24 protein-coding genes are annotated in these 25,217 nt (G+C 66.3%); 12 read left to right on the top strand and 12 right to left on the bottom strand.

Going from position 1 to position 25,217, the window contains the following annotated elements; genetic code table 11:
• Nucleotides 1–43 precede the first annotated feature (43 nt).
• Nucleotides 44–943, top strand: coding sequence for a tyrosine recombinase XerC (xerC, locus tag NAV27_RS10375; protein ID WP_102829032.1), 900 nt, complete (start codon nucleotides 44–46; stop codon nucleotides 941–943).
• Nucleotides 940–1,638: an HAD family hydrolase gene (locus NAV27_RS10380; protein ID WP_008568367.1), complete on the top strand. Its 699-nt coding sequence runs from the start codon at nucleotides 940–942 to the stop codon at nucleotides 1,636–1,638. The genes xerC and NAV27_RS10380 overlap by 4 nt, the downstream gene beginning before the upstream one ends.
• Before the next feature lie 64 nt (nucleotides 1,639–1,702).
• Here NAV27_RS10380 and sutA read toward each other — a convergent pair whose 3' ends face one another.
• From sutA to glnK, 4 genes are all read right to left on the bottom strand, one after another.
• The gene (gene sutA / locus NAV27_RS10385) at nucleotides 1,703–2,038 is read right to left on the bottom strand and encodes a dormancy-specific transcriptional regulator SutA (protein WP_008568368.1); all 336 of its coding nucleotides are present in this window, start codon (nucleotides 2,036–2,038) and stop codon (nucleotides 1,703–1,705) included.
• A gap of 74 nt (nucleotides 2,039–2,112) precedes the next feature.
• A complete protein-coding gene (locus NAV27_RS10390) occupies nucleotides 2,113–2,538 on the bottom strand; it encodes a secondary thiamine-phosphate synthase enzyme YjbQ (RefSeq protein WP_008568369.1) in 426 nt (141 codons plus the stop codon).
• A gap of 126 nt (nucleotides 2,539–2,664) precedes the next feature.
• Complete coding sequence (locus NAV27_RS10395) at nucleotides 2,665–3,981, bottom strand: ammonium transporter (protein ID WP_008568370.1); 1,317 nt, start codon at nucleotides 3,979–3,981, stop codon at nucleotides 2,665–2,667.
• A 38-nt stretch (nucleotides 3,982–4,019) separates the two neighbouring features.
• Nucleotides 4,020–4,358 (bottom strand): P-II family nitrogen regulator, encoded by a 339-nt coding sequence (glnK, locus tag NAV27_RS10400; RefSeq protein WP_003096476.1) that lies wholly within the window; start codon nucleotides 4,356–4,358, stop codon nucleotides 4,020–4,022.
• A 384-nt stretch (nucleotides 4,359–4,742) separates the two neighbouring features.
• On the opposite strand from glnK, the gene NAV27_RS10405 reads away from it, so the two are divergent.
• The 3 genes from NAV27_RS10405 (at nucleotide 4,743) to NAV27_RS10415 (ending at nucleotide 8,625) form a co-directional block, all read left to right on the top strand.
• Nucleotides 4,743–5,003 carry an accessory factor UbiK family protein gene (locus NAV27_RS10405; protein ID WP_102829033.1) on the top strand — a complete coding sequence of 87 codons (261 nt, stop codon included), beginning with the start codon at nucleotides 4,743–4,745 and terminating at the stop codon, nucleotides 5,001–5,003.
• 35 nt (nucleotides 5,004–5,038) lie between these two features.
• A complete protein-coding gene (locus tag NAV27_RS10410; protein WP_008568388.1) occupies nucleotides 5,039–6,535 on the top strand; it encodes a YifB family Mg chelatase-like AAA ATPase in 1,497 nt (498 codons plus the stop codon).
• Between the two features lie 116 nt (nucleotides 6,536–6,651).
• Complete coding sequence (locus tag NAV27_RS10415) at nucleotides 6,652–8,625, top strand: BCCT family transporter (RefSeq protein ID WP_008568389.1); 1,974 nt, start codon at nucleotides 6,652–6,654, stop codon at nucleotides 8,623–8,625.
• A 19-nt stretch (nucleotides 8,626–8,644) separates the two neighbouring features.
• On the opposite strand, the gene NAV27_RS10420 is transcribed toward NAV27_RS10415, so the two are convergent.
• Nucleotides 8,645–10,297 (bottom strand): putative bifunctional diguanylate cyclase/phosphodiesterase, encoded by a 1,653-nt coding sequence (locus NAV27_RS10420; protein WP_232249077.1) that lies wholly within the window; start codon nucleotides 10,295–10,297, stop codon nucleotides 8,645–8,647.
• Nucleotides 10,298–10,502: 205 nt separating this feature from the next.
• Between NAV27_RS10420 and rep the strand changes: the two genes are divergently transcribed.
• Nucleotides 10,503–12,512 carry a DNA helicase Rep gene (rep, locus tag NAV27_RS10425; protein ID WP_102829034.1) on the top strand — a complete coding sequence of 670 codons (2,010 nt, stop codon included), beginning with the start codon at nucleotides 10,503–10,505 and terminating at the stop codon, nucleotides 12,510–12,512.
• A 175-nt stretch (nucleotides 12,513–12,687) separates the two neighbouring features.
• Complete coding sequence (trhA, locus tag NAV27_RS10430) at nucleotides 12,688–13,305, top strand: PAQR family membrane homeostasis protein TrhA (RefSeq protein ID WP_102829035.1); 618 nt, start codon at nucleotides 12,688–12,690, stop codon at nucleotides 13,303–13,305.
• Between the two features lie 39 nt (nucleotides 13,306–13,344).
• Here trhA and NAV27_RS10435 read toward each other — a convergent pair whose 3' ends face one another.
• Both NAV27_RS10435 and gap read right to left on the bottom strand, forming a co-directional pair.
• Complete coding sequence (locus NAV27_RS10435) at nucleotides 13,345–14,511, bottom strand: iron-containing alcohol dehydrogenase (RefSeq protein ID WP_102829036.1); 1,167 nt, start codon at nucleotides 14,509–14,511, stop codon at nucleotides 13,345–13,347.
• A gap of 101 nt (nucleotides 14,512–14,612) precedes the next feature.
• Nucleotides 14,613–15,623 carry a type I glyceraldehyde-3-phosphate dehydrogenase gene (gene gap, locus NAV27_RS10440; RefSeq protein WP_102829037.1) on the bottom strand — a complete coding sequence of 337 codons (1,011 nt, stop codon included), beginning with the start codon at nucleotides 15,621–15,623 and terminating at the stop codon, nucleotides 14,613–14,615.
• Nucleotides 15,624–15,818: 195 nt separating this feature from the next.
• On the opposite strand from gap, the gene NAV27_RS10445 reads away from it, so the two are divergent.
• Nucleotides 15,819–16,391 (top strand): xanthine phosphoribosyltransferase, encoded by a 573-nt coding sequence (locus NAV27_RS10445; RefSeq protein WP_102829038.1) that lies wholly within the window; start codon nucleotides 15,819–15,821, stop codon nucleotides 16,389–16,391.
• A 63-nt stretch (nucleotides 16,392–16,454) separates the two neighbouring features.
• Here the strand turns inward: NAV27_RS10445 and NAV27_RS10450 are convergent, their stop codons facing one another.
• The 5 genes from NAV27_RS10450 to dadA all read right to left on the bottom strand — a co-directional run bounded on the left by NAV27_RS10450 (nucleotide 16,455) and on the right by dadA (nucleotide 20,664).
• The gene (locus NAV27_RS10450; RefSeq protein WP_102829039.1) at nucleotides 16,455–16,880 is read right to left on the bottom strand and encodes a c-type cytochrome; all 426 of its coding nucleotides are present in this window, start codon (nucleotides 16,878–16,880) and stop codon (nucleotides 16,455–16,457) included.
• Between the two features lie 130 nt (nucleotides 16,881–17,010).
• A complete protein-coding gene (locus NAV27_RS10455) occupies nucleotides 17,011–17,559 on the bottom strand; it encodes a cupin domain-containing protein (RefSeq protein WP_008568399.1) in 549 nt (182 codons plus the stop codon).
• Between the two features lie 98 nt (nucleotides 17,560–17,657).
• Nucleotides 17,658–18,029: a RidA family protein gene (locus NAV27_RS10460; protein WP_077682722.1), complete on the bottom strand. Its 372-nt coding sequence runs from the start codon at nucleotides 18,027–18,029 to the stop codon at nucleotides 17,658–17,660.
• A gap of 55 nt (nucleotides 18,030–18,084) precedes the next feature.
• A complete protein-coding gene (locus NAV27_RS10465; RefSeq protein ID WP_102829040.1) occupies nucleotides 18,085–19,179 on the bottom strand; it encodes a YkvI family membrane protein in 1,095 nt (364 codons plus the stop codon).
• A gap of 186 nt (nucleotides 19,180–19,365) precedes the next feature.
• Complete coding sequence (gene dadA, locus NAV27_RS10470; protein WP_043297871.1) at nucleotides 19,366–20,664, bottom strand: D-amino acid dehydrogenase; 1,299 nt, start codon at nucleotides 20,662–20,664, stop codon at nucleotides 19,366–19,368.
• Between the two features lie 148 nt (nucleotides 20,665–20,812).
• Between dadA and NAV27_RS10475 the strand changes: the two genes are divergently transcribed.
• The 4 genes from NAV27_RS10475 to NAV27_RS10490 all read left to right on the top strand — a co-directional run bounded on the left by NAV27_RS10475 (nucleotide 20,813) and on the right by NAV27_RS10490 (nucleotide 25,211).
• Nucleotides 20,813–21,301 (top strand): Lrp/AsnC ligand binding domain-containing protein, encoded by a 489-nt coding sequence (locus NAV27_RS10475; protein WP_008568403.1) that lies wholly within the window; start codon nucleotides 20,813–20,815, stop codon nucleotides 21,299–21,301.
• Nucleotides 21,302–21,433: 132 nt separating this feature from the next.
• On the top strand, nucleotides 21,434–22,738 hold the full coding sequence (locus tag NAV27_RS10480; RefSeq protein WP_102829041.1) for an NAD(P)/FAD-dependent oxidoreductase: 1,305 nt from the start codon (nucleotides 21,434–21,436) through the stop codon (nucleotides 22,736–22,738).
• Nucleotides 22,739–22,784: 46 nt separating this feature from the next.
• Nucleotides 22,785–24,326 carry a phospholipase D family protein gene (locus NAV27_RS10485; RefSeq protein WP_102829188.1) on the top strand — a complete coding sequence of 514 codons (1,542 nt, stop codon included), beginning with the start codon at nucleotides 22,785–22,787 and terminating at the stop codon, nucleotides 24,324–24,326.
• 147 nt (nucleotides 24,327–24,473) lie between these two features.
• Nucleotides 24,474–25,211 (top strand): hypothetical protein, encoded by a 738-nt coding sequence (locus NAV27_RS10490; protein WP_043297868.1) that lies wholly within the window; start codon nucleotides 24,474–24,476, stop codon nucleotides 25,209–25,211.
• Nucleotides 25,212–25,217: the final 6 nt, after the last annotated feature.

Below are 25,217 nucleotides of genomic sequence, written 5' to 3' on the forward strand. Positions count from 1 at the left end.
GGCTGTCCGGTCGGCGCAGTGTCCGCCATCGTTGGGAGGCCCCGTGCAAACCGATCTCGATCGCTATTTGCAGCACCTGCACAGCGAGCGACAGATGTCGCCGCATACCCTGGACGGCTACCGCCGCGATCTGGCCAGAGTGCTCGCCTTCTGCGAGCGCCAGTCGGTGCAGCAGTGGGCGGCGCTGCGCGGCCAGCAGGTGCGCCAGCTGATTGCCGAACTGCATCGCCAGGGACTGTCCAGCCGCAGCCTGGCGCGTCTGCTGTCGTCGCTGCGCGGATTGTATCGCTACCTCAATCAGGAAGGGCTCTGCGCGCATGATCCGGCCAGCGGCGTCAGCGCGCCCAAGGGCGAGAAGCGCCTGCCGCGGTTGCTCGACACCGACCGCGCGATGCAGCTGCTCGACGGCGCCGTCGAGGATGACTTCCTCGCCCGTCGCGACCAGGCCATGCTCGAGCTGTTCTATTCCTCCGGGCTGCGCTTGTCCGAGCTGGTCGGTCTGAATCTCGACCAGCTCGACCTGGCCGCCGGGCTGGTGCGAGTCATCGGCAAAGGCAACAAGGAGCGCGAGCTGCCGGTCGGACGTCAGGCGCGCGAGGCGCTGCGCGCCTGGCTGCCGCTGCGCGCGCTGGCCAATCCGGCCGACGGCGCGGTGTTCATCGGCCAGCAGGGCCGCCGCCTCGGCCAGCGCGCGGTGCACAAGCGGGTGCAGGCCGCCGGCGCCCGCGAGCTGGGCCAGCACCTGCATCCGCACATGCTCCGCCACAGCTTCGCCAGCCATCTGCTGGAGTCGTCACAGGACCTGCGCTCGGTGCAGGAACTGCTCGGCCACGCCGATATCGGCACCACGCAGATCTACACCCACCTGGACTTCCAGCACTTGGCCAAGGTCTACGATCAGGCGCATCCACGGGCCAGACGCAAGCAGGACAGTGAATCTTGAACCTTCGCCTGATCACCTTCGACCTCGACGACACCCTCTGGCAGGCCAAGCCAATCATCCAGGGCGCGGAGCGGGCGCTGCGCGACTGGCTGACGGCCAACGCGCCGCTGCTCGGCGATTTTCCCATCGAGGCGCTGGGCGCGATCCGCCGCATGCTGATCGAGCGCGAACCCGCGCTGCGCCACCGCATCAGCGAGCTGCGCCGGCGGATTCTGTTCCATGCGCTGACGGACGCGGGCTATGACCAGACGCAGGCGCAGCAGCTCACCGACGCGGGCTTCCGGGTGTTTCTCGACGCCCGCCATGCGATCGAACTGGCGCCGGAGGTACTGCCAACGCTGGAATGGCTGGCCAATCACTACATCCTCGGCGTGCTCACCAACGGCAATGCCGACGTGCGACGGCTGGGGCTGGCCGACTACTTCCAGTTCGCCCTGTGCGCCGAGGACCTGGGCATCGGCAAGCCCGACCCGCGGCCGTTCCGCGAGGCGTTACGGCTGGCCGGTGTGAGCGCGGCGCAAGCCGTGCACATCGGCGACCACCACGAGGACGACATCTTCGGTGCCCAGCAGGCCGGTTTCCGTGCCATCTGGTACAACCCGCAGCGCCTGCCGTGGCAACAGGCACGCCGCCCCGAGGCCGAAATCCACAGCCTCACGGAGCTGCCCGGCGTGCTGCGGCACTGGTCGCAGTGACGCGCTGGGGCCGCTGAAACGAAAGAGCCCGCACGATGGCGGGCTCTTCGCTTGGCGCGCGGACTCAGATGGGCCGGCTGCCGTACTTGCTGTCGGGCTTCTTGGGCGGATCGGCCACCACGTTCGGCTCGACTTCCTGCACCTTGCCGCCACGCGCGAGGAATTCTTCCATCGCCCGGGCCAGCGCATCGCGCTCCTTCTGCTTGGCTTCCAGGCTGGGCAGCTCATCCGGCTCGGCGGCCTTGGCCTTGGCCTTCTTCGGCGTCGGCGTGGCGCGCTCGCTGTCGGTGCCCTCGTCGTCCAGAGCCTCGTCGCCGTCGTCGGCCGCGCTCAGCTCTTCCTCCCCGTCTTCCTCGTCAGTCACGTCCAGATCGTCTTGTTCGAGTTCTTCGTCGCTCATGTTCAACCTCATGGCTCGCCAAAGCGGTAGTTATAGCCCAGCGATGCACAACCTCTGGCATCGCCAAAAAAAATTCAACTCTGCATGCCATGCAGGGTCGCCAGCAGTTGCCTGGCGCCGCCCTGCTCGCGGTGCTCGCCGAGATAGATACCCTGCCAGGTGCCGAGCGCCAGGCGCCCGGCGGTAACCGGAACGCTCAACTGGCAGCCCAGCAGGCTGGCCTTGAAGTGCGCCGGCAGATCGTCCGGCCCCTCGTAATCGTGTTCGTAGCCCTGCTCGCCCTGCGGTGCCAGGCGATCGAAGAAACGCTCGAAATCGCGTCGGACCGCGCCATCGGCGTTCTCGTTGACGGTCAGCGACGCCGAGGTATGCCGCAGCCACAGGTGTAACAGACCGACCTCGCAGCGCCGCAGTTCCGGCAACGCGGCCTGCAGCTCGTCGGTGATCAGATGAAATCCGCGCGGACGCGGGCGCAGCGTGATCAGGGTCTGTTGCCACATGCTGGAAACCCGGCTCGGAGGCGAATCGGGCGCATTCTAGCGCGGTCGCGGAAAAAGCAAAGGGCGCCAAAAGGCGCCCTTGCCAACCGCTGCGTGATGGTTGCGCGATCGCCGCGCGGGATGTCGCTAGAGGTTGTAGCCGCGTTCGTTGTGCAGGCTGAGGTCCAGGCCCACGGTTTCCTCTTCGTCGTTCACCCGCAGGCCCATCACCGCGTCGATCACCTTGAGGATCACGAAGGTGACGATGGCGGTGTAGACCACGGTGAACAGCACGCCCTTGAACTGGATCCACACCTGCAGCGCGATGTTCTCCACCTCGCCGAAGCCACCGAGCGCCGGCGCCGCAAACACGCCGGTGAGCAGCGCGCCGACGATACCGCCGACGCCGTGCACGCCGAAGGCGTCCAGCGAGTCGTCGTAGCCGAGCTTGCGCTTGAGGCTGGTGGCGCAGAAGAAGCAGATCACGCCCGAGGCCAGACCGATGATCAATGCGCCCATCGGACCAACGGTGCCCGCCGCCGGGGTGATGGCGACCAGACCGGCCACCACGCCCGAGGCGATGCCCAGTGCGCTCGGTTTACCGTGGGTGATCCACTCGGCGAACATCCAGCTCAACGCCGCCGCGGCCGTGGCGATCTGCGTCACCAGCATGGCCATGCCGGCGGTACCGTTGGCAGCGGCCGCCGAGCCGGCATTGAAGCCGAACCAGCCGATCCACAGCATGGCCGCACCCATCAGCGTCAGACCGAGGTTATGCGGGGCCATCGGCGTGACTGGGAAGCCCTTGCGCTTGCCCAGCACCAGGCAGGCCACCAGACCGGCGATACCGGCGTTGATGTGCACCACGGTGCCGCCGGCGAAGTCCAGCACGCCCCAGTCCCACATCAGGCCGCCGTCGCCGCCCCAGACCATGTGCGCGATCGGCGCGTAGACCAGGGTGAACCAGACGGTCATGAAGATCAGCATCGCCGAGAACTTCATGCGCTCGGCAAAGGCACCGACGATCAGCGCCGGGGTGATGATGGCGAAGGTCATCTGGAAGGTGATGAACACGCTTTCGGGGAAGGCGCCGACCAGGCTGTCGACCGTCAGGCCGCTGAGGAAGGCGCGCTCCAGGCCGCCGACGAAGGAGCTGAAGTTGATCACTCCCGCCTCCATGCCGGTGGTGTCGAAGGCCAGGCTATAGCCGTAGACCATCCACAGGACGCTCATCAGGCCGGTGATGGCGAAGCACTGCATCATCACCGAGAGGATGTTCTTCGAGCGGACCATGCCGCCGTAGAACAGTGCCAGGCCAGGGATCGTCATGAACAGCACCAGCGCGGTGGCGGTGAGCATCCATGCCGTATCGCCTGAATCCAGCGTCGCGTCCTGTGCCAGCGCGAGGCCGGGGCTTAGCAGGGACAATAGGGCTCCTAGCCCTGCGAATTTGCGCAGAGTCATGGTGTTACTCCTGGGGCGTGGGGGTTCGTTGGGGTGCGTTAGATCGCGTCGGTATCGGTTTCGCCGGTACGGATGCGAATGGCCTGTTCCAGGTTTACGACGAAGATCTTGCCGTCGCCGATCTTGCCGGTGTTGGCCGCCTTGGTAATGGCCTCGATCACACGATCGAGCTGATCGTCGGCGATGGCCACGTCGATCTTCACCTTCGGCAGGAAGTCGACGACGTATTCGGCACCGCGATACAGCTCGGTGTGCCCCTTCTGACGACCGAAGCCCTTGACCTCGGTGACGGTGATGCCCTGGACGCCGATTTCGGACAGCGACTCGCGCACGTCGTCCAGCTTGAACGGCTTGATGATGGCAGTGACTAGTTTCATGAAACTTCTCCCGTTTAGGTGGACTTGCCCCAGAAGTACGAACCCGCAGCAAGTCTAAGCTGGTGTCCGGCTCTTGTAACGCCCGGACTGCTTGCCAGGCGCAGGTCCGACTGCGTGCCCGTCCGTTGTGCGATCCAACCGGGCGCCGCACTGGTGCATGCGTCGAGAGGGTCAAAGCAGAATCGATGCCAGTTTGCCGAAACGCCCGCCCGACAAGGCGCCAGGCGCTCCGGGCAGGCGCCGACGAGGAAAAGCCAGCGCAGCGATGCACCACAATGGCGCACGCGAGCCTGTATACCTGCGCAAATCCTGTGCAACCACGGGCACGGTCTGCACAAAAACGCGCGTGCTACACTGCCGGCCGTTCAAATGCAGGTACCTGTCATGCTGCCACCCAAAGCCTTCCTCGATGCCCTCGGTTCCCAGGCGTCGCGCCTGTTCAACGGCGACACCCCGCTGCCGCGCCCCGAGTTCGAAGCCCAGCTCAAAGCCGTGGTGCAGGGCGCGCTGAACAAGCTCGACGTGGTCAGCCGCGACGAATTCGACAGCCAGATGGTGGTGCTCGCCCGCACCCGCGCGCGCCTGGAGGCGCTGGAAGCCAAGGTCGCCGAACTGGAAGAAAAGCTCACACCGCCCGCGTCCTGATCGACCGGGCCGCGACACGATCAAGGAGTGATCGAATGTCCCTGGCCATCGTCCACAGCCGCGCACAGAGCGGCGTTGAAGCGCCACCGGTGACCGTCGAGGCGCATCTGGCCAACGGCCTGCCCTCGCTGGCGCTGGTCGGCCTACCGGAAACCGCGGTGAAGGAAAGCAAGGATCGCGTGCGCAGCGCCATCCTCACCTCCGGTTTCGACTTCCCCGCCCGCCGCATCACCCTCAACCTCGCCCCCGCCGACCTGCCCAAGGACGGCGGCCGCTTCGACCTAGCCATCGCCCTGGGCATTCTCGCGGCGAGCGGTCAGCTACCGGCCGAGCGCCTGGACGGACTCGAATGCCTGGGCGAGCTGGCGCTTTCCGGGGCGCTGCGGCCGGTACAGGGCGTGTTGCCCGCCGCGCTTGCCGCTCGCGCCGCCGGCCGCGCGCTGCTGGTGCCGCGCGCCAATGCCGAAGAAGCCAGCCTGGCGTCCGGCCTGACCGTGTATGCCGCCGACCACCTGCTGGAAGTCGCCGCGCATTTCAGCGGCACCACGCCACTGACGTCCTATGTCGCCGAAGGCCTGCTGCGCCAGGTGCTGCCCTACCCCGACCTGGCCGACGTGCAAGGCCAACTCGCCGCCAAGCGCGGCCTGCTGGTCGCCGCGGCGGGGGCGCACAACCTGCTGTTCTCCGGTCCGCCCGGCACCGGCAAGACGCTGCTGGCCAGCCGCCTGCCCGGTCTGCTGCCGCCACTGGACGAGCAGGAAGCGCTGGAAGTCGCGGCGATCCAGTCGGTGGCCAGCCACGGTCCGCTGGCGCACTGGCCGCAACGGCCGTTCCGCCAGCCGCACCACAGCGCGTCCGGTCCGGCGCTGGTCGGTGGCGGCAGCCGGCCGCAGCCGGGCGAGATCACCCTGGCGCACCAGGGCGTGCTGTTTCTCGACGAGCTACCGGAGTTTGATCGCAAGGTGCTGGAGGTGCTGCGCGAGCCGCTGGAATCGGGCCAGATCGTGATCGCCCGGGCACGCGACAAGGTGCGCTTCCCGGCGCGCTTCCAGCTGGTGGCGGCGATGAACCCCTGCCCCTGCGGCTATCTCGGCGATCCCGGCGGGCGCTGCCGCTGCACCCCGGAGCAGATCCAGCGCTACCGCGGCAAACTCTCCGGCCCGCTGCTCGACCGTATCGACCTGCACCTGACAGTCGCGCGCGAAACCACCTCGCTGAACGCACCCGCGCAGCATGGCCAGAGCAGCGCGGAAGTGGCCGCACAGGTGGCGGACGCGCGTCAGTTGCAGTTGCGCCGTCAGGGCTGCGCCAATGCCTTTCTCGATCTAGCCGGCCTGCGCCAGCACTGCCGGCTGGACGGCGCCGACCAGCAATGGCTGGAACACGCCTGCGAACGCCTCGGCCTGTCGCTACGCGCTGCGCACCGCCTGCTCAAGGTGTCGCGCACGCTGGCCGACCTGGACGCGGCGGCAGATATATCCCGCCAGCACCTCGCCGAAGCGCTGCAGTACCGCCCCGCCGCCCAGGCCTGACTGCCGCGGGGCGCCGGCAAGCGCGCCGAGCACACCGGGGCCGTTTCGTTGTCTATGTTAGATTGGTGCGCTTTCGCCACAGGCGGCCACTCCCCAGACCCACGAAGGAGCGCAGCATGGAGGCAAGAAAGTCTTCCGCTACAACCATCAATCCGCCGGTCTTCTACAGCTCGGCATTCATCATCCTGGCGCTGGTGATCTACAGCGTCGCCCTGCCGCAACACGCGCAGTCGCTGTTCAGCACAACCCAGGCGTGGATCGTCGCCCACCTCAGCTGGCTGTACATCCTCGCCGTCGCGCTGATCCTGCTGATGGTGGTGCTGCTGGCGCTCAGCCGCTACGGCGACATCAAGCTCGGCCCCGACCACAGCGAGCCTGACTATTCGCGTACCACCTGGTTCGCCATGCTGTTTTCCGCCGGCATGGGCATCGGCCTGATGTTCTTCGGCGTTGCCGAGCCGGTGATGCACTTCCTCTCGCCACCGATCGGCGAAGGCGGCAGCGTGCTCGCCGCGCGCGAGGCGATGAAGATCACCTTCTTCCACTGGGGCCTGCATGCCTGGTCGATCTACGCCATCGTGGCGATGATCCTGGCCTACTTCGCCTATCGCCACGGTCTGCCGCTGGCGCTGCGCTCGGCGCTGTATCCGCTGATCGGCGAGCGTATCCACGGGCCCATCGGGCATGCGGTGGATACCTTCGCGATCATCAGCACCGTGCTTGGCGTGGCCACCTCGCTGGGACTGGGCGTCACCCAGATCAACACCGGCCTGAACCACCTCTACGGCCTGCCGATCTCGCTGCCGGTGCAGATCGGCCTGATCCTGGCGACGAGCGCCTTGGCCACGCTCTCGGTGGTCAGCGGGCTGGACAAGGGCGTACGCCGGCTGTCCGAGCTGAACCTGTCGCTGGCGGTGCTGCTGATGGTGCTGGTGATGATCGTCGGGCCGACGGTGTTCATCCTGCAGACGTTCGTGCAGAACACCGGCAGCTACCTGGCGGACATCGTCAACAAGACCTTCAACCTGTATGCCTACGAGCCGAACGACTGGATCGGTGGCTGGACGCTGTTCTACTGGGGCTGGTGGCTGGCCTGGTCACCCTTCGTCGGCCTGTTCATCGCGCGCATCTCGCGCGGCCGGACGATCCGCGAGTTCGTGGCCGGCGTGCTGCTGGTGCCGACCGCCTTCACCCTGCTGTGGATGACAGTGTTCGGCGACACGGCGATCCACATGATCCTCTGGGAAAACGTCAGCAGCCTCGGCGAAGCCATCGAGCGCGACAGCTCGCTGGCGCTGTTCGCCTTCCTCGAGCACTTTCCCTTCTCCGCGCTGCTGTCGCTGCTGGCGATCGTCATGGTGGTGGTGTTCTTCGTCACCTCGGCGGATTCCGGCGCCATGGTGGTCGACATGCTGGCCTCCGGTGGCAATGACAACACCCCGGCGCGCCAGCGCATCTTCTGGACCATGCTGATGGCCGGCGTGGCCATTGCGCTGCTGCTGGCCGACGGCCTCACCGCGCTGCAGACGGCCACCATCGCCAGCGCCCTACCCTTCACCCTCGCGCTGCTCTGCTCGATGTGGGGTCTGCTCAAGGCGCTGCGTATCGATGCGACCAAGCAGGGCCTGCGTTACCAGGCGATCACCACCTCGCCCGCCACGCCACGCGCCTACAGCGACTGGCAGCGCCGCCTGCGCAATCTGACGATGTTCCCGCGGCGCCGCCATGTGGTGCGCTTCATTGCCGAAGTGGTGCGTCCGGCCTGTGAGGCGGTTGCCGAGGAAATTCGTAAGCAGGGCTACGGCGCCACGGTCAGCGAGGGCGAGGACCAGCGCATCCGCATCGAAATCGTCCACGAGGGCGAGCCCGACTTCCTCTACGAGGTGCGGCCACGCGCCTACGTGATGCCCAGCTTCGTGCCGCGTAGCGAGGACGACGAGCCCGGCGAGCGCAAGTACTTCCGCGCCGAGGTGCACCTCAAGGAAGGCGGCCAGGACTACGACGTGATGGGCTGGAGCCGCGAGGGCGTGATCGGCGACATCCTCGACCAGTACGAGAAACACATGCACTTCCTGCACATGGTGCGCTGATGCATGGCGCCGGGGTGGCTCAGTGCGCCAGCCCGGCGCGGCGCTCGCCGCGCATGAAGACCGCCAGTTCGGCCAGCGGCAACGGCCGGCTGACCAGATAACCCTGGATCTGGTGCGCACCGAAGCGCTTGAGCTGCTCCAGCTGCGCGGCGGTTTCCACCCCCTCGGCGACGATTTCCAGCTGCAGGTCGCGGGCGAGGTTGACCATCGCATGCACCAGCCGGCGGTTGCCCTCCATGCCGGCGACAAAGCTCTTGTCGATCTTCAACAGCGCGATCGGCAGGCTGGACAGGTGCACGAACGACGAGAAGCCGGTGCCGAAATCGTCCAGGGAAAACCGCACGCCGAGCTTGCGCAAGGTTTCCATGGTGCGCCGGACCTGCTCGCTGCGGCGCATCACCGCCGTTTCGGTCAGCTCGAATTCCAGCCAGTGCGGATCGATGCCGCACTCCTCGATCAGCCGACTGAGCGTGGCCAGCAGCTGGCTGTCCTGGAACTGGCGAAACGACAGGTTGATCGCCATGTGCAGCGCATCGCCACCCTGCGCACGCAACGCCTGCAGGTCATGCAGGGCACGGGCGATGACCCAGTAGCCGAGCGGCACGATCAGCCCGCTCTCCTCGGCCAGCGGAATGAACGCTTCGGGCGTCAGCAGGCCGCGCTCCGGGTGTGCCCAGCGCACCAGCGCCTCCAGCCCGAGAATCCGCCCGCTGCTCAGGCACAGGCGCGGCTGGTAGTGCAGCTCCAGCTCGCCACGACGCAGGGCCTGGCGCAGCTCGCTCTCCAGCTCGGCGAGGCTGCGCGCGCCGCGGCTGGCGTGCTCGTCGTACAGTTGCCAGGTGCAGCCCTGGCGCGACTTGGCCTGGCGCATGGCGCTCTGCGCATGCCACATCAGCGGGTCGGCGCCGATGCCCGGACGCGCCGGCGCCAGGCCCAGGCTGCAGCCGAGCATCAGGCTCTCGCCGTCGACCCAGTAGGGTTCGGCGAGCGCTTGGACCAGACGATCGGCCATCTCGGCGGCGCGCCGCGGCCGTTCGCGCACGTCCAGCAGCAGGGCGAACTCGTCGCCGCCCAGTCGCCCCAGGGCATCGCCTTCCTCCAGCTGCGCCTGCAGGCGCGCGACGATCTGCAGCATCAGCCGATCCCCGGCCTGGTGGCCGAGCGAATCGTTGACGTGGCGAAAGTCGTCCAGATCCAGATAGCCGAGCACCAGCCCGCGCCCCTGGTGCTCGGCCAGCGCCGCCATCAGCAGGGCCTGGAAGCCCTGGCGATTGACCACGCCGGTGTACGGGTCGTACTCGCTCAGGCGTTGCAGCGAGCCCTGCAGCCGGCAGCGCTCGCGCGCATAGCGCAGGCAGCGGCGCAGCACGTCAGCACTGAACTGGTCGCGCACCAGCCAGTCGAGCACGCCTTCCGGTGCTTCGGCCGGCTCGGCGTCGAGCAGCAGGATCACCGGCCAGGGGCATTCGTGCGCGGGCGGCCGACAGGCTGGCGTCGTCAGCAGCAGCCCGCGGGCGCTATCGCCCAGCGTGGCCCGCGCCGTCGCCCAGTCCGGGGCAACCAGCAGCGCCGGCGCATCCGCCAGCTGCTCCAGGCAGCCACGCAGCTGTGTCGCCCACTCGGGGCGCTCGGCCAGCAGCAACAATGACAGGGGTGCGATGGGCGCGGACAAGCAGCCTCCCGGGGCGTGGTGAGATGGACGCAGGAAACGTCCGCTGTCGAAGCAGCCTGCGCGAGCGGGCTGGCTCGACAAGATAAAGGAATAATCCCATTTACCAAGGCCCGCCAGCTGATCGGTCGCCGATCGGTCGTCAGCGAACCGCTTCCCGGCGCCGGCCTGTTAAACTCGCGCCCCGCCTTCCACAACCCGAACGTCCATGTCCCGACTCAATCCCCGGCAGCAGGAAGCCGTGAACTACGTCGGCGGCCCCATGCTGGTGCTCGCCGGCGCCGGCTCCGGCAAGACCAGCGTGATCACCCGCAAGATCGCCTACCTGATCCAGCAATGCGGTATCCGCGCGCAGTACATCGTCGCCGTGACCTTCACCAACAAGGCCGCCCGCGAGATGAAGGAGCGCGTCAGCAGCCTGCTGCGCGGCGGCGAAGGCAAGGGCCTGACGGTATCGACCTTCCACAACCTGGGCCTGAACATCATCCGCAAGGAATATGTCCATCTGGGGTACAAGCCGGGCTTTTCGATCTTCGACGAGGGCGACATCAAGGCGCTGCTGAGCGACATCATGCAGAAGGAATACGCCGGCGATGACGGCGTGGACGAGATCAAGAACTACATCGGCAGCTGGAAGAACGACCTGGTCACCCCCGAGGAAGCGCTGGCCAGTGCGCGCAATCCCAAGGAGCAGACCGCCGCCGTCGTCTACACCCACTATCAGCGCACGCTCAAGGCGTACAACGCGGTGGACTTCGACGACCTGATCATGCAGCCGGTGAAGCTGTTCCAGGACCATCCCGAGGTGCTGGAGAAGTGGCGCAACAAGGTGCGCTACATGCTGGTCGACGAATACCAGGACACCAACGCCAGCCAGTATCTGCTGGTGAAACTGCTGGTGCAGGAGCGCGCGCACTTCACCGTGGTCGGCGACGACGACCAGTCGATCTACGCCTGGCGCGGCGCGCGCCCGGAAAACCTGATGCAGCTGAAAGAGGACTTTCCCTCGCTGAAGGTGGTGATGCTCGAGCAGAACTACCGTTCCACCAGCCGCATCCTCAAGTGCGCCAACGTACTGATTTCCAACAACCCCCATGCCTTCGAGAAGCAGCTGTGGTCGGAAATGGGCCACGGCGATCCGATCCGCGTGATCCGCTGCCGTAACGAGGAAGCCGAAGCCGAGCGGGTCGCGATGGAAATCCTCACGCTGCATCTGCGAACCCAGCGGCCCTACAGCGACTTCGCCATCCTCTACCGCGGCAACTACCAGGCCAAGCTGATCGAGCTGAAGCTGCAGCACCATCAGATTCCCTACCGGCTGTCCGGCGGCACCAGCTTCTTCAGCCGCCAGGAAGTGAAGGACCTGATGAGCTACTTCCGCCTGCTGGTCAACCCGGACGACGACAACGCCTTCCTGCGGGTGATCAACGTGCCGCGCCGCGAGATCGGTTCGACTACCCTGGAAAAGCTCGGCAACTACGCCACCGCGCGCAAGATCTCCATGTACGCCGCCTGCGACGAGATCGGCCTCGGCGAGCTGATGGACAGCCGCTTCACCGACCGCCTGTCCCGCTTCAAGCGTTACATGGACAACCTGCGCCAGCAGTGCGCGCAGAACGACCCCATCGCCGCCCTGCGCAGCATGGTCATGGACATCGACTACGAAACCTGGGTACGCAGCCAGACCTCCAGCGACAAGGCTGCGGACTTCCGCATGGGCAACGTCTGGTTCCTCATCGACGCGCTTAAGAACACCCTGGAACGCGACGAGGAAGGCGAGATGACCATCGAGGAGGCCATCGCCAAGCTGGTGCTGCGCGATATGCTCGAACGCCAGCAGGAAGAGGAAGAAGGCGCCGAGGGCGTGCAGATGATGACCCTGCACGCGAGCAAGGGCCTGGAGTTCCCCTACGTGTTCATCATGGGCATGGAGGAGGAAATCCTCCCGCACCGTTCCAGCATCGAAGCCGACACCATCGAGGAAGAACGCCGTCTGGCCTATGTCGGCATCACCCGCGCGCGGCAGAACCTGGCGATGACCTTCGCCGCCAAGCGCAAGCAGTACGGCGAAGTCATCGAATGCATGCCCAGCCGCTTCCTCGACGAACTGCCGCCCGAAGACCTGGAATGGGAAGGCCAGGAAGACGCGCCGGTGGAAGTGAAGGCCGCGCGTGGCAACGACGCACTGGCAGCGATGCGGGCGATGCTCAAGCGCTGACGACAGGCGGCGCGAGGTCGGCGCAGCCGCGCGTCGACGGAGCAACGAAGCCCTCGCGCGGGCACAACGCGGCGCCGCCATCTGGTCCATTTCGCTGATCGTTCATCGATTTGACTGTATCCGGTCATGCGGACGCGGCATGCTGGGCCTGTCGCATCTGCGCGGAGACCCCCCGATGTACCACGGCGAACGCTTCAACGCCTGGACGCACCTGGTCGGTGCCGTACTCGCCAGCCTGGGCGCCATCTGGCTGCAAGTGCTGGCCACGCTCGGCGGATCGCTCGCCGAGATAGTCAGCGTGGCGATCTACGGCCTCAGCCTGGTGCTGCTCTACAGCATCTCCACCCTCTACCACAGCCTGCGCGGGCGGGCGAAGGTGATCATGCGCAAGCTCGATCACCTGTCGATCTACCTGCTGATTGCCGGCAGCTATACGCCGTTCTGCCTGGTCACGCTGGCCGGTCCCTGGGGCTGGACGCTGTTCGGCGTGGTCTGGAGCCTGGCGTTGATCGGCATGCTGCAGGAGATCAAGCCACGCTCGGAAGCGCGGATTCTCTCGCTGGTGATCTACGCGGTGATGGGCTGGATCGTCCTGGTGGCGGTCAAGCCGCTGCTCGCCGCGCTTGGCAGCGCGGGCTTCGCCTGGCTGCTGGCGGGCGGCATCTGCTACACGGTGGGCATCGTGTTCTTCGTCTTCGACGAACGCTTCCGCCACTGGCACGGCATCTGGCACCTGTTCGTGATGGGCGGCAGCCTGCTTCACTTCATCGCGGTGCTGTTCTACGTGCTGTGAACGGCGCCGGCGGCCGCGATTGCCGCGCGGCGCCGGCGCTCATGCCTGGTTCCAGACCGTCTCGTACAGCTCGACGATCTCCGCCTGCGTCGGCACGCGCGGGTTGTTGCCCGGCGAACCGGAAGCCAGCGCCTGCTGCGCCATCGTCTCGCGCGATTCGAAGAAGCGCTCGCGGGCGATGCCGTACTGGCCGGGGCTCGGCACCTGCAGTTCGCGGTTCAATGCCTGCAACTCGGCGAGCAGCCGCTGGTTGGCGGTCTCGACGCTGTCGGTCTGTGCCGCTACGCCCATTGCGCGGGCGCAGTCGGCGTAGCGCTCGGGCGCGGCAGGAATCGAGAAGGCGGTGACCGCCGGCAGCAGCATGGCGTTGGACAGCCCGTGCGGCACGTGGAAGAACGCACCGATTGGCCGGCTCATGCCGTGCACCAGCGCCACCGAGGCATTGGAGAAGGCGATACCGGCCAGTGTCGCACCAAGCATCATCGCCTCGCGCGCGGCACGGTTGCCCGAATCGTGGAAGGCAGTGCGCAGGTTGGGCGCCAGCAGGCGCATGGCCTGCAGCGCCTGGGCATCGCTGTAGCCGCTGGCCTTGCGACTGACATACGCCTCGATGGCATGGGTCAGCGCGTCCAGGCCGGTATCGGCGGTGACCCGCGGCGGCAGCGAAAGGGTCAGTTCGTAGTCGATCAGCGCGGCGACCGGCATGAAACCGAGGCCGGCGCAGAGCATTTTCTCGTCGCTGGTCTCATCAGTGATGATGGTGAAGCGCGTCGCTTCCGAGCCGGTGCCGGCGGTGGTGGGAATGGCGATCAGCGGGAGGCCGGGCTCGCACACATCACGCGGGAAACGATAGTCGCGCATCTCGCCGCCGTAGCGGCCGAGGATGCCGATGGCCTTGGCCGAGTCGATCGGGCTGCCGCCGCCGAGGGCGACGATGGAATCGAAGTCACCGTCGCGGACCATCTGCACGCCGGCACGGATCGACGCCGCGGTAGGCTCCGGCAGCGTGTCGGCGAAGCGCTGACTGGCGATTCCCGCCGCCTGCAGCTGCTCTTCGAGGCGATCGACATAGCCCAGCTCGACCATCATGCGGTCGGTGACGATCAGCGGACGACTGCAGCCCAGGCTGCGCAACACGGCGGCGAGCTGTTGGCTGGCGCCGGCGCCGATTTCCATCAGGCGCGGCAGGACGATGCGATGACTCATGGGCTCTCTCCGGCAGTTAATGGCGCTGGGGTCCAGCGAGTATAGACAGCACCACCCAGCCGCCCGCCGCGATGCCGCGACCGGACGGCGGGCACACCCGCTCAGGCAACCGGTTGCGGGTTCCAGTGCAGCAGCACGTCGAGCATGCGGTTAGAGAAGCCCCACTCGTTGTCGTACCAGGCCAATACCTTGACCAGCTCGCCCTGCACGCGGGTGTGGCTGAGGTCGGCCACGCAGGACGCCGGATAGCCGTTGAAGTCGCAGGACACCAGCGCCTCCTCGGTGCATTCCATGACACCCGCCGGCAGCCGCTGCGCACCCTCGCGCAGGATGCGGTTGATGGCCTCGACGCCCTGCGGCGCACGCTCGGCGACGAAGGTCAGGTCCACCAGCGAGACGTTCGGCGTCGGCACCCGCACCGACAGCCCGTCCAGCCGCCCGGCCAGTTCCGGCAGCACCAGGCCGATGGCCTTGGCCGCGCCGGTGGTCGACGGAATCATCGACAGCGCCGCGGCGCGAGCGCGGTAGAGGTCCTTGTGGGCCTTGTCCAGCAGGTTCTGGTCGTTGGTGTAGGAGTGCACGGTGTTCAGCAGTCCCTGGCGAATACCCACGGCCTCGTGCAGCACCTTGGCCAGCGGCGCCAGGCAGTTGGTGGTGCAGGACGCGTTGGAGATCACCTGCTGGTCGCCCAGCAGCTGGTGGTTGACGCCATAGACCACGGTCAGGTCGGCGCCATCCAGCGGATGCGAGGCGAACACTCGGCGCGCACCGGCCTGCAGGTGCTGCTCGACAAGCGCGCGCTGCTTGAACTTGCCGGTGCATTCGAGCACCACGTCGACGCCCAGCTCGCCCCACGGCAGCCGGCTCGCCTCGCGCTCGGCGAGCAGGCGGATGCTCTGGCCGCCGACGACCATCGCCTCGCCCTGCAGCTCCACCGGCTGCGGAAAGCGACCGAACGTCGAGTCGAAGCGCGTCAGATGCACCAGCGTGCCGTGCTCGCTGAGATCGTTGATGGCGACGATCTGCACCTGCTCCTGCAGGCCACGCTCGAACAAGGCCCGCACGACCGCGCGACCGATTCGTCCATACCCGTTGATAGCAATACGCAACATGCGTGATTCCCCGCTGGTTGAAATGGCCTTCCAGCTTAGGCGGCTTATCCTTACAGGTGTTCAGTCATTTAGGCGCATGTCGGATTTTTGCACTGCCCGCCAGGATTGCGCGAAAATGCGCGGCTTTCCAGGCTGCGCCGCCCCGCTCGGGAACCCGGCCAGGCCTGCCCGAAGCCCTTTCGAGGTAGCACGTACGTGGAACTACTGAAACAGAAAATCCGCAGCGAAGGCATCGTTCTGTCCGAGCGCGTGCTCAAGGTCGACGCCTTTCTCAATCACCAGATCGATCCGCGACTGATGCAGCAGATCGGCCAGGAATTCGCCCGCCGCTTTCGCGATGCCGGCGTCACCAAGATCGTCACCCTCGAGGCGTCCGGCATCGCGCCGGCGGTGATGACCGGGCTGGAACTCGGCGTGCCGGTGATCTTCGCGCGCAAGCACCAGTCGCTGACGATGACCGACAACCTGCTGACCGCCTCGGTGTACTCCTTCACCAAGCAGGTGGAAAGCACCATCGCGATTGCCGCTAACCACCTGTCGGCGACCGACCGGGTGCTGGTGATCGACGATTTCCTGGCCAACGGCAAGGCCGCCAAGGGCCTGCTGTCGATCATCGTGCAGGCTGGCGCGACCGTCGTCGGCCTGGGGATCGTCATCGAGAAGTCGTTCCAGAGCGGCCGACGCGAGCTGGAGGAAACCGGCCTGCGCATCGAATCGCTGGCGCGTATCGCCTCGCTGGAGAATGGCCAGGTGCAGTTTCTCGAGTGACGTGCAGATACGACAAAGCCGCCTACGGGCGGCTTTGTCGGTGCAACGCTCAGCGTCTGTCGATCAGAGACCGGACATGTGCTTGATGGCGCCCTTGAGCTCGTCGTCCGAGCAGTCGCCACAGGTGCCTTTCGGCGGCATGGCATTGAGGCCATTGATGGCGCTCTTGAGCAGACCATCAACCCCGCCCTTGGCGTCGGCACGTGCGCTCCAGGCCGCGGAATCACCGCTCTTCGGCGCGTTGAGCAGGCCGGAGCCGTGGCAAGCGGTGCAGAACTTGCCGTAGATTTCTTCGCCGCTGCGTGCCGCACTACCGGCCGCCGCCGCAGCGCCGCCACCGGCCGCCGCACACTCTTGGCCTTGTACGCATACTTCGCCCACCGGCTTCAGACGCTCGGCGATAGCTTCGTCGGTCGCAGCCTGAGCGCTCATTGCCCACAGGGCCACTACGGCAGTCTGTGCTACCAGGATCTTCTTAATCAGGTTCACCTTTCACCCTCATTGTGGCTAGACACGCCCGCGGCCACGGTTCGCGAGCGGGCGGTAGTATAACGGCAAGCCCCACAAGCCGAAACAATTGCCATCGCTCGCGACTCTTTGTCGCATTGCGCGGCGCCGCTCAGAAGTTCGCCGGCGTGGTTGCGCTGATCAGCCGGGCCGGCGCGTCGAACGGATTGCGAAAACGGTGGGGTTTGCTGCTCTCGAAGTAGTAGCTGTCGCCAGTTTCGAGCACATAGGTCTGACCGTTGACCGTCAGCTCCAGCCGCCCCTCGACCAGCATGCCAGTCTCCTCGCCCTGGTGGGCGAGCATGTCCAGGCCGGTGTCCGCGCCGGGTGGATAGGTCTCGTCGAGAAAGGCGATGGCCCGGCTCGGATGCGCCTTGCCCACCAGTTTCATGCTCACCGCACCGTCGGAGATGTCGATCAGCTCGCTCGCCTTGTAGACCACCTGGGTGTCGCTGTCCTGCTCGAAATCCGGCGAGAAGAACTCCACCAGCGACATGGGAATGCCGCCGAGAACCTTTTTCAGCGAACTGATCGAGGGGCTGACGCTGTTCTTCTCGATCATGGAAATGGTGCTGTTGGTGACGCCCGCACGCTTGGCGAGTTCACGCTGAGACAGCCCCTTGAGCTTGCGGATGGTTTGCAGCCGAACGCCGACGTCCAATACGAGCTCTCCTATCAAGAGCGAAACGACAGGCTGTCATGATGGCAACGGCGTTCGGAATTTACAACACGCTGGCGCGCTATCCGGTGCACCTGCTGTCAGAGGTTCGGCCCGGACAGGTCCGGTAACGCGGCCACCACGGTGATTTCCACCCGCACCTGCGGCGAATACATCAGTGCCTGTACGGTGGTACGCGCCGGTGCGGAACCTTTGGGCAACCATTCGTCCCAGACTTCGTTCATGCCGTCGTAGTCGTCCATGTCGCGCAGATGGATCAGCGCCGAAAGCAGGCGCGAACGGTCGCTGCCGGCCTCGGCCAGCATGCGATCAATGCTGAGCAGGGTGTCGCGGGTCTGCTGGCGGATATCCCCCGACAGATCATCGGCCAGTTGGCCGGACAGGTAGACCGTACCGCGGTGGATTACCGCCTCGCTGTAGCGGGCGGTGGTGTGCAGGCGCTGGATGGGCATGAAATTCTCCTCGAACGAGTGGCGCCGGCCTGCAGTGGGCCGGCGCCGGGCAGTGTCAGGATAGCGGGCTCAGCTCGCGTTTTTGCACTTCGAGGTTCGCGCGGGAGCGGCCGCGCGCCCAGCTGAAGACGATGGCGAGGATCAGCGCAAAGCCGACGTAGCCGAGCAGCGGGTACACGGTGCCGACCAGCTTGCTGAAACCGCCCAGGCTCAGCGCCAGCCCAATGCACACCGAAATCGCACTGAAGCCCTTGAAGCGTACCGACTCGGGTTTGGCGAAGCGCGCGCTGAAGGCGAAGAACATGCCGACGGCGGTGCTATAGACCATGCAGATCAGCGCCACCGACATGACCACCGACAGTAGCGGCGAAATCCGCGACGCCAGCGCCAGGGTCGGCATCTCGATGCCCTGCAGCTGGTTGATATTGGCGAACAGGCCGACGTTCAGCAGCAGGATCAGCACGCCCAGGCCGAGCCCGCCGAGCACACCGCCCAGCCCCGCAGCCTTGGATTGCTTGGTCATTCCGCCGATCACCGCGAGCATCGGGAATCCTACGGCGATGTTGAACGAGGCATAGAGCAGCGCGCCGACGAACCAGTTGGAGCTGACCGTCTCGTTGTTCTCGCGGGCGACCGCATCGAGGGTCTCGACCGAGGCGTTGTAGTTGAAGATCGAGTAGGTGGTGATGATCAGCACCATCGCCAGCAGGAACGGCATCACCGCGCTGATCAGATCGATGATGCGCTTGACGTTCAGGCACAGCGTGGCGATCACCAGCACGGTCATCAGCACGCCGCCGAACAGCGGATGCATGCCGTACTGTTGGGCGAAGATCGATCCGCAGCCGGCCAGCATGACCACGCCCACGCCATAGAGGAAGAATGACAGCACCACGTCGACGGCCAGACCGACGCGCGCGCCGAACAGGCTGTAGAGGACTTCCTTGTGCGAGTTGGCCTGCATCTTCGAGCTCATGCGGGCGATCTGCATGCCGAGGAAGGCGAACAGCAGGCCACTGACCAGCGTACCGGCGACGCCGACCAGCCCGTAGCCGGTGAAGAATTGGAGGACTTCCTGGCCGGAGGCGAAGCCACCACCGATGACCACGGACATATAAGCCAGCGCAATCTGGATCGATTGTTTGTTCATTACATTCATCTCGTTCTTAGATTTGTAGGTACGAGGAACGACTGCAGATGTCAGCTCATTCCGGTGAAACGCTGTTCCAGGCGGGGAACAGATGAGCGGCTCCGGCTCGCTGATAGATCCATGTCACTCGACCGGGTGTCAGCGTGGCGGACACCCGGTCGACGGTTATTGCAGGGGGTTGAGGGGTCAGTGGGCGGAAGCCGGCCGACCGTGGCCGGATACCTCGCTGCGGCTGCTATAGCGGGAAATATCCAGGCCCTGCGCGCTGATCTGCGGACGCTTCTTCGCGATCAGATCGGCAAGCAGGCTACCGGAGCCACAGGCCATGGTCCAACCGAGGGTCCCGTGGCCGGTGTTGAGGAACAGGTTGCGATAGCGCGTCGCGCCGACGATCGGCGTACCGTCCGGGGTCGCCGGGCGCAGGCCGGTCCAGAACTCGGCACGGCTCAGGTCGCCGCCCTGCGGATAGAGGTCGGCGGTGATCATCTCCAGCGTCTCGCGACGACGCGGGTTGAGCGACAGATCGAAGCCAGCGATCTCGGCCATGCCGCCGACGCGGATACGGTCGTCGAAGCGGGTGATGGCGACCTTGTAGGTCTCGTCGAGGATGGTCGAGGTCGGCGCCATCGCTGCATCGGTGATCGGCACAGTCAGCGAATAGCCCTTGAGCGGGTAGATCGGCGCGCGGATGCCGAGCGGCTTGAGCAGCTGCGGCGAGTAGCTGCCCAGCGCCAGCACATACTGGTCGGCGCGCTCCAGCTGACCGTCGATCCAGACCCCGGCGATGCGCTCGCCATCGCTCTCCAGACGCTCGATGTTCTGCCCGAAGCGGAACTCCACGCCCAGCTCACGCGCCATCTCGGCCAAGCGCGAGGTGAACAGGTAGCAGTCGCCGGTCTGATCATTGGGCAGGCGCAGGGCGCCGGCGAGCTTGTCGGAGACCTTGGCCAGCGCCGGTTCGACGCGCGCGATGCCGGCACGGTCGAGCACTTCGTAGGGGACGCCGGCCTGTTCGAGCACGGCGATGTCCTTGGCGGCGGCGTCCACTTGCGCCTGGGTGCGGAACAGCTGGGTGGTACCGAGCTGGCGTCCCTCATAGGCGATGCCGGTCTCGGCACGCAGCTCGTCGAGGCAATCGCGGCTGTATTCGGCCAGCCGCACCATGCGTTCCTTGTTCACCGCGTAGCGCGCAGCGGTGCAGTTGCGCAGCATCTGCGCCATCCACAGGTACTGGTCGAGGCTGCCGGTGAGCTTGATGGCCAGCGGCGCGTGGCGCTGCAGCAGCCACTTCATGGCTTTGAGCGGAATGCCCGGAGCGGCCCACGGCGAGGCGTAGCCGGGCGAGACCTGACCGGCGTTGGCGAAGCTGGTTTCCAGAGCGACGCCGTCCTGGCGATCGACCACTACCACCTCGAACCCGGCTCGGGCCAGGTAGTACGCGCTGGCGGTGCCGACCACACCGCTGCCCAGGATCAGAACTCGCATGACTGTCGCCCTCCATCCGGCACGCCCGGATGTTTCCGTTGTTGTTGGGCGGAGTGTAGGACGGCTGACTCAGTGGTATTCACTGTTTATCATGCGATTCTTGACGAAAATTCTCGCCAATTTGGCTTTTACCGGAGGGGCATCCCCCATGAATAATCCCAACAAGGCCCGTCGGGAACTGGATCGGATCGACCGTTCCATCCTGCGTATCCTGCAGCAGGAGGGACGCATTTCGTTCACCGAACTGGGCGAGCGGGTCAACCTCTCGACCACCCCGTGCACCGAACGGGTGCGCCGTCTGGAACGAGACGGCGTGATCCTCGGTTACCATGCGCGGCTCAATCCGCAGCTGCTGCGCGCCAACCTGCTGGTGTTCGTCGAGATCAGCCTGGACTACAAGTCCGGCGACACCTTCGAGGAATTCCGCCGCGCCGTGCTGCGGCTGCCGCACGTGCTGGAGTGCCACCTGGTGTCGGGCGACTTCGACTATCTGGTCAAGGCGCGCATTTCGGAGATGGCCTCCTACCGCAAGCTGCTCGGCGACATCCTGCTGAAACTACCGCACGTGCGCGAATCCAAGAGTTACATCGTCATGGAAGAAGTGAAGGAATCGCTCGAGCTGCCAGTGCCGGACTAGAGCGCCGCGTACCCGTTCCGTTCCAGCGAGCCCGCCGCGGCCGCTGGCCGAACGGCGCCGGGCGTGCTTTGCTCGCTGCAGTGCCGAACCGTGACCTCCCCCTGAACCCCGCAGAGAATCCATTCCGAACCGATGACTCAGAACACCACTCGCCAAGACGCTCACGCCCCCTCCTACTACGCCGCCAGCGCCAACCGTGCGCTGCGCTTCGCCGCGCTCGCCGGTGAGGCCCGCGCCGACGTCTGCATCGTCGGCGGCGGCTTTACCGGGCTGAATACCGCCATCGAACTCGCCGAGCGAGGGCTGTCGGTCATCCTCCTCGAAGCCCGGCGTATCGGCTGGGGTGCCAGCGGTCGCAACGGCGGCCAGCTGATCCGCGGTGTCGGCCACGATGTCGAGCAGTTCCGGCCGGTCCTCGGCGAAGAGGGCGTCGACGAACTCAAGCGCATGGGTTTCGAAGCCGTCGACATCGTCCGCCAGCGCATCGAGCTGCACGCCATTGATTGCGACCTGACCTGGGGCTATTGCGACCTGGCGACCAAACCACGCCACCTGGAAGGCTTCGAGCAGGACTATGCCGACCTGCTGCGTCTGGGCTATGCGCATCCGCTGCAGCGCATCTCGCGCGCCAACCTGCCGACGGTGATCGGCTCGCAGCGCTACATCGGCGGGCTGGTCGACATGGGCTCCGGACACCTGCATCCGCTCAACCTGGCGCTCGGCGAGGCGGCCGTGGCGCAGACCCTGGGCGTGCGCCTGCACGAAGACTCCGCCGTCGAACGCATCGAGTACGGCACGCAGGTCGCGGTCCACACCGCCCACGGCGTGGTGCGCGCCAACCAGCTGGTGCTGGCCTGCAATGCCTACCTCGACGGTCTGCAGCCCAAGCTGGCGGGCAAGGTGTTGCCGGCCGGCAGCTACATCATCGCCACCGAACGTTTGCCGGCGGCGCTGTGCCAGGAACTGCTGCCGCAGAACATGGCGGTCTGCGATCAGCGCGTGGCGCTCGACTATTTCCGCCTCTCGGCCGACGGGCGACTGCTGTTCGGCGGTGCCTGCCATTATTCCGGGCGCGATCCCAAAGACATCTCCGCCTACATGCAGCCGAAGATGCTCGCGGTGTTTCCGCAACTGGTTGGCATCGGCATCGAGTACCAGTGGGGCGGCATGATCGGCATCGGCGCCAACCGCCTGCCACAGATCGGCCGGCTGCCGGAGCAGCCGAACGTCTACTACGCCCAGGCCTACTCCGGCCACGGTCTGAACGCCACCCATCTGGCCGGTCGGCTGCTCGCCGAAGCCATCGCCGGGCGCGAGAGCCACGGCTTCGATCTGTTCGCCCGCGTGCCGCACCCGACCTTCCCCGGCGGCCCGGCCTTGCGCTCGCCGCTGCTGGCGCTGGGCATGCTCTGGTATCGGTTGAAGGATCGCTTCTGACGGCGCAACGTCTAAGCTGCACGTGACCGGACCGGAAGGGAACACCGTGCGAGCGCTCCTGCTGCTGATCCTACTGCTGTCGCTTGCCGGCTGTGCCAGCCAGCCTGCACCGGCGCCCTCCCACGCCATCGCGCCGGCGGACTCCTCGCTCGGCCGGCAGGTGCAGGGGCTGGCAGCCGCGCAGCCGGAAGGTCATTCCGGCCTGCGCCTGCTGCCTGAGAGCAGCGAGGCATTCGCCGCCCGCGCCGAGCTGTTCCGTGCCGCGCGGCGCAGCCTGGATATCCAGTACTACATCGTGCATGACGGCCTCTCCACGCGCCTGCTGGTCGACGAGCTGCTGCGCGCCGCCGACCGTGGCGTACGCGTCCGGCTGCTGCTCGACGACACCACCAGCGACGGCCAGGACTACCGCATCGCCACGCTGGCAGCGCATTCGAACGTGCAGATCCGCGTGTTCAACCCGCTGCGCGCCGGCCGCAGCAACCCGGTCACGCGCACGCTCGGGCGACTGCTGCATCTGCCGCAGCAGCACCGGCGCATGCACAACAAGCTGCTGCTGGTCGACAGCAGCCTGGCGATCGTCGGCGGACGCAATCTGGGCGACGAATATTTCGATGCCGATCGCAGCCTGAACTTTACCGACATCGACCTGCTCGCCGCCGGTCCGGTGGCGCGGCAGCTCGCCGACAGCTTCGACCAGTACTGGAATCACCAGCTGAGCGTGCCGATCCAGCACTTCTTCTGGCGACCGCCGGCACAGCGCAAGCTGAGCGAGGCACGCGAACAGCTCCAGCAATATCTGCAACAGGCGCGCCGCGACGATGGCCCGCTGTACCGCCGACTGATCCGCTACCAGCGCGAGCCGCAGCTGCAGCGCTGGCTGGACGAGCTGATCTGGGCGCCCGCCGCAGCGCTCTGGGACGATCCCGACAAACTCCTGGCCGATGGCCCGCCCACGCGACTGCTGACCACCCAGCTGGCGCCGGCACTGACCGCGGTGCAGGATGAGCTGATGCTGGTGTCGGCGTACTTTGTGCCCACCGACAGCGGCGTCGACTACCTGGCCGAACGTCGCCGCGACGGCGTGACCATCCGCATCCTCACCAATTCGCTGGAAGCCACCGACGTGCCGGCCGTGCATGGCGGTTATGCGCCGTACCGCCAGCGCATGCTGGAACAGGGCGTGCAGCTGTTCGAACTGCGCCGCCAGCCCGACCAGAAGTCCTCCTACAGCTTCTTCGGCGAGTCGGAATCCAGCCTGCACAGCAAGGCGGCGGTGTTCGACCGCAAACGGGTGTTCATCGGCTCGCTCAACTTCGACCCGCGCTCGGTACTGTGGAACAGCGAAGTCGGCATCCTCGCGCAAAGCCCGACGCTGGCCCGTGAGGTGCACCGACTGACGCTCGAGGGCATGGCACCGGCAACCAGCTACGAGGTGAAGCTGGCCCGGCGCGGCGATACCCGCCAGCTGGTATGGATCGCCGAGGAGCAGGGCCGGCGCATCGTTCTCGAGCGCGAGCCAGGCGGATTCTGGCGCCGCCTGAACGCCTGGCTGGCCGATGTCGTTGGCCTGGAACGGATGCTCTGAGCACCACCCCTGTCGCTGGCCGTCCGGCAGCTCAGCGGCGAATCACACTTTGGGGTGATACCACTTGGCCACTGGTCCGCTAGGCTCTGGAAGCCAACTGCAACAAGCAGGCATCCGCTTCGATAAAAACAACAAAGGAGCACAACAATGCGCCATCGCACATGGATATGGCTGCTCGCCCTGATCGTCGCCTGGCTGCCCGGCCAGTCCCACAGCCAGACACTGTCCGCGCTGGAAAAACTGCAGATCCACGCCAGTCGCGCCACCAGCAGCCTGTTGCTGTATCGCGGCGAAGGCTTCCAGAAAGCCCACCTGGCGCGGATGGAAGCCGACATCCTGGCGCTCAACGAGGCCCTGCAGGGTGTTGCGAATCCCACCAGCGCGCTGCGCGACAGCCACCGCCAGTTACAGGCCAGGCTGCGCGAAGGTGCCGGTTTCGGTCGCGGCGAAGACGACATGCCCTGGGGCTGGCCGCTGGAAATGAGCAAGGCACTGCGCGAGTTCCTCACTGCCGTACGCGGCCAGCAGGGCGTCGAGGCCCACGCCGAGCTGCCGGCGAAAGTCGAATACCTCGCCGTGCAATACCTCAGCCGCGCCTACATCGGCAGTTTCGAGACGGCCCGCGAGCAGCCCGACACCTACCTCGGCCAGGACGAACGGCAGCTGGTGCCGGCCATCGACGCGCAACTGGCGCAGCTCGGCGAGCGCGGCGACCCGGCGCTAGCCCGGGTCAAGACGCGCTGGAGCTTTCTCAAGGTGGCGCTGCAGGACATGAACAGCGGCAGCAACAACTTCACCACCGCCTCGGGCCGGCCGTTCGCGCCAATCATGGTCGACCGCCACACCCGCAGCCTGAGCGATCAGTGGATGGCGCTGGCGCCCTGAGCCGCC

This window comes from Stutzerimonas degradans (assembly GCF_024448505.1).
Classification (GTDB): domain Bacteria; phylum Pseudomonadota; class Gammaproteobacteria; order Pseudomonadales; family Pseudomonadaceae; genus Stutzerimonas; species Stutzerimonas degradans.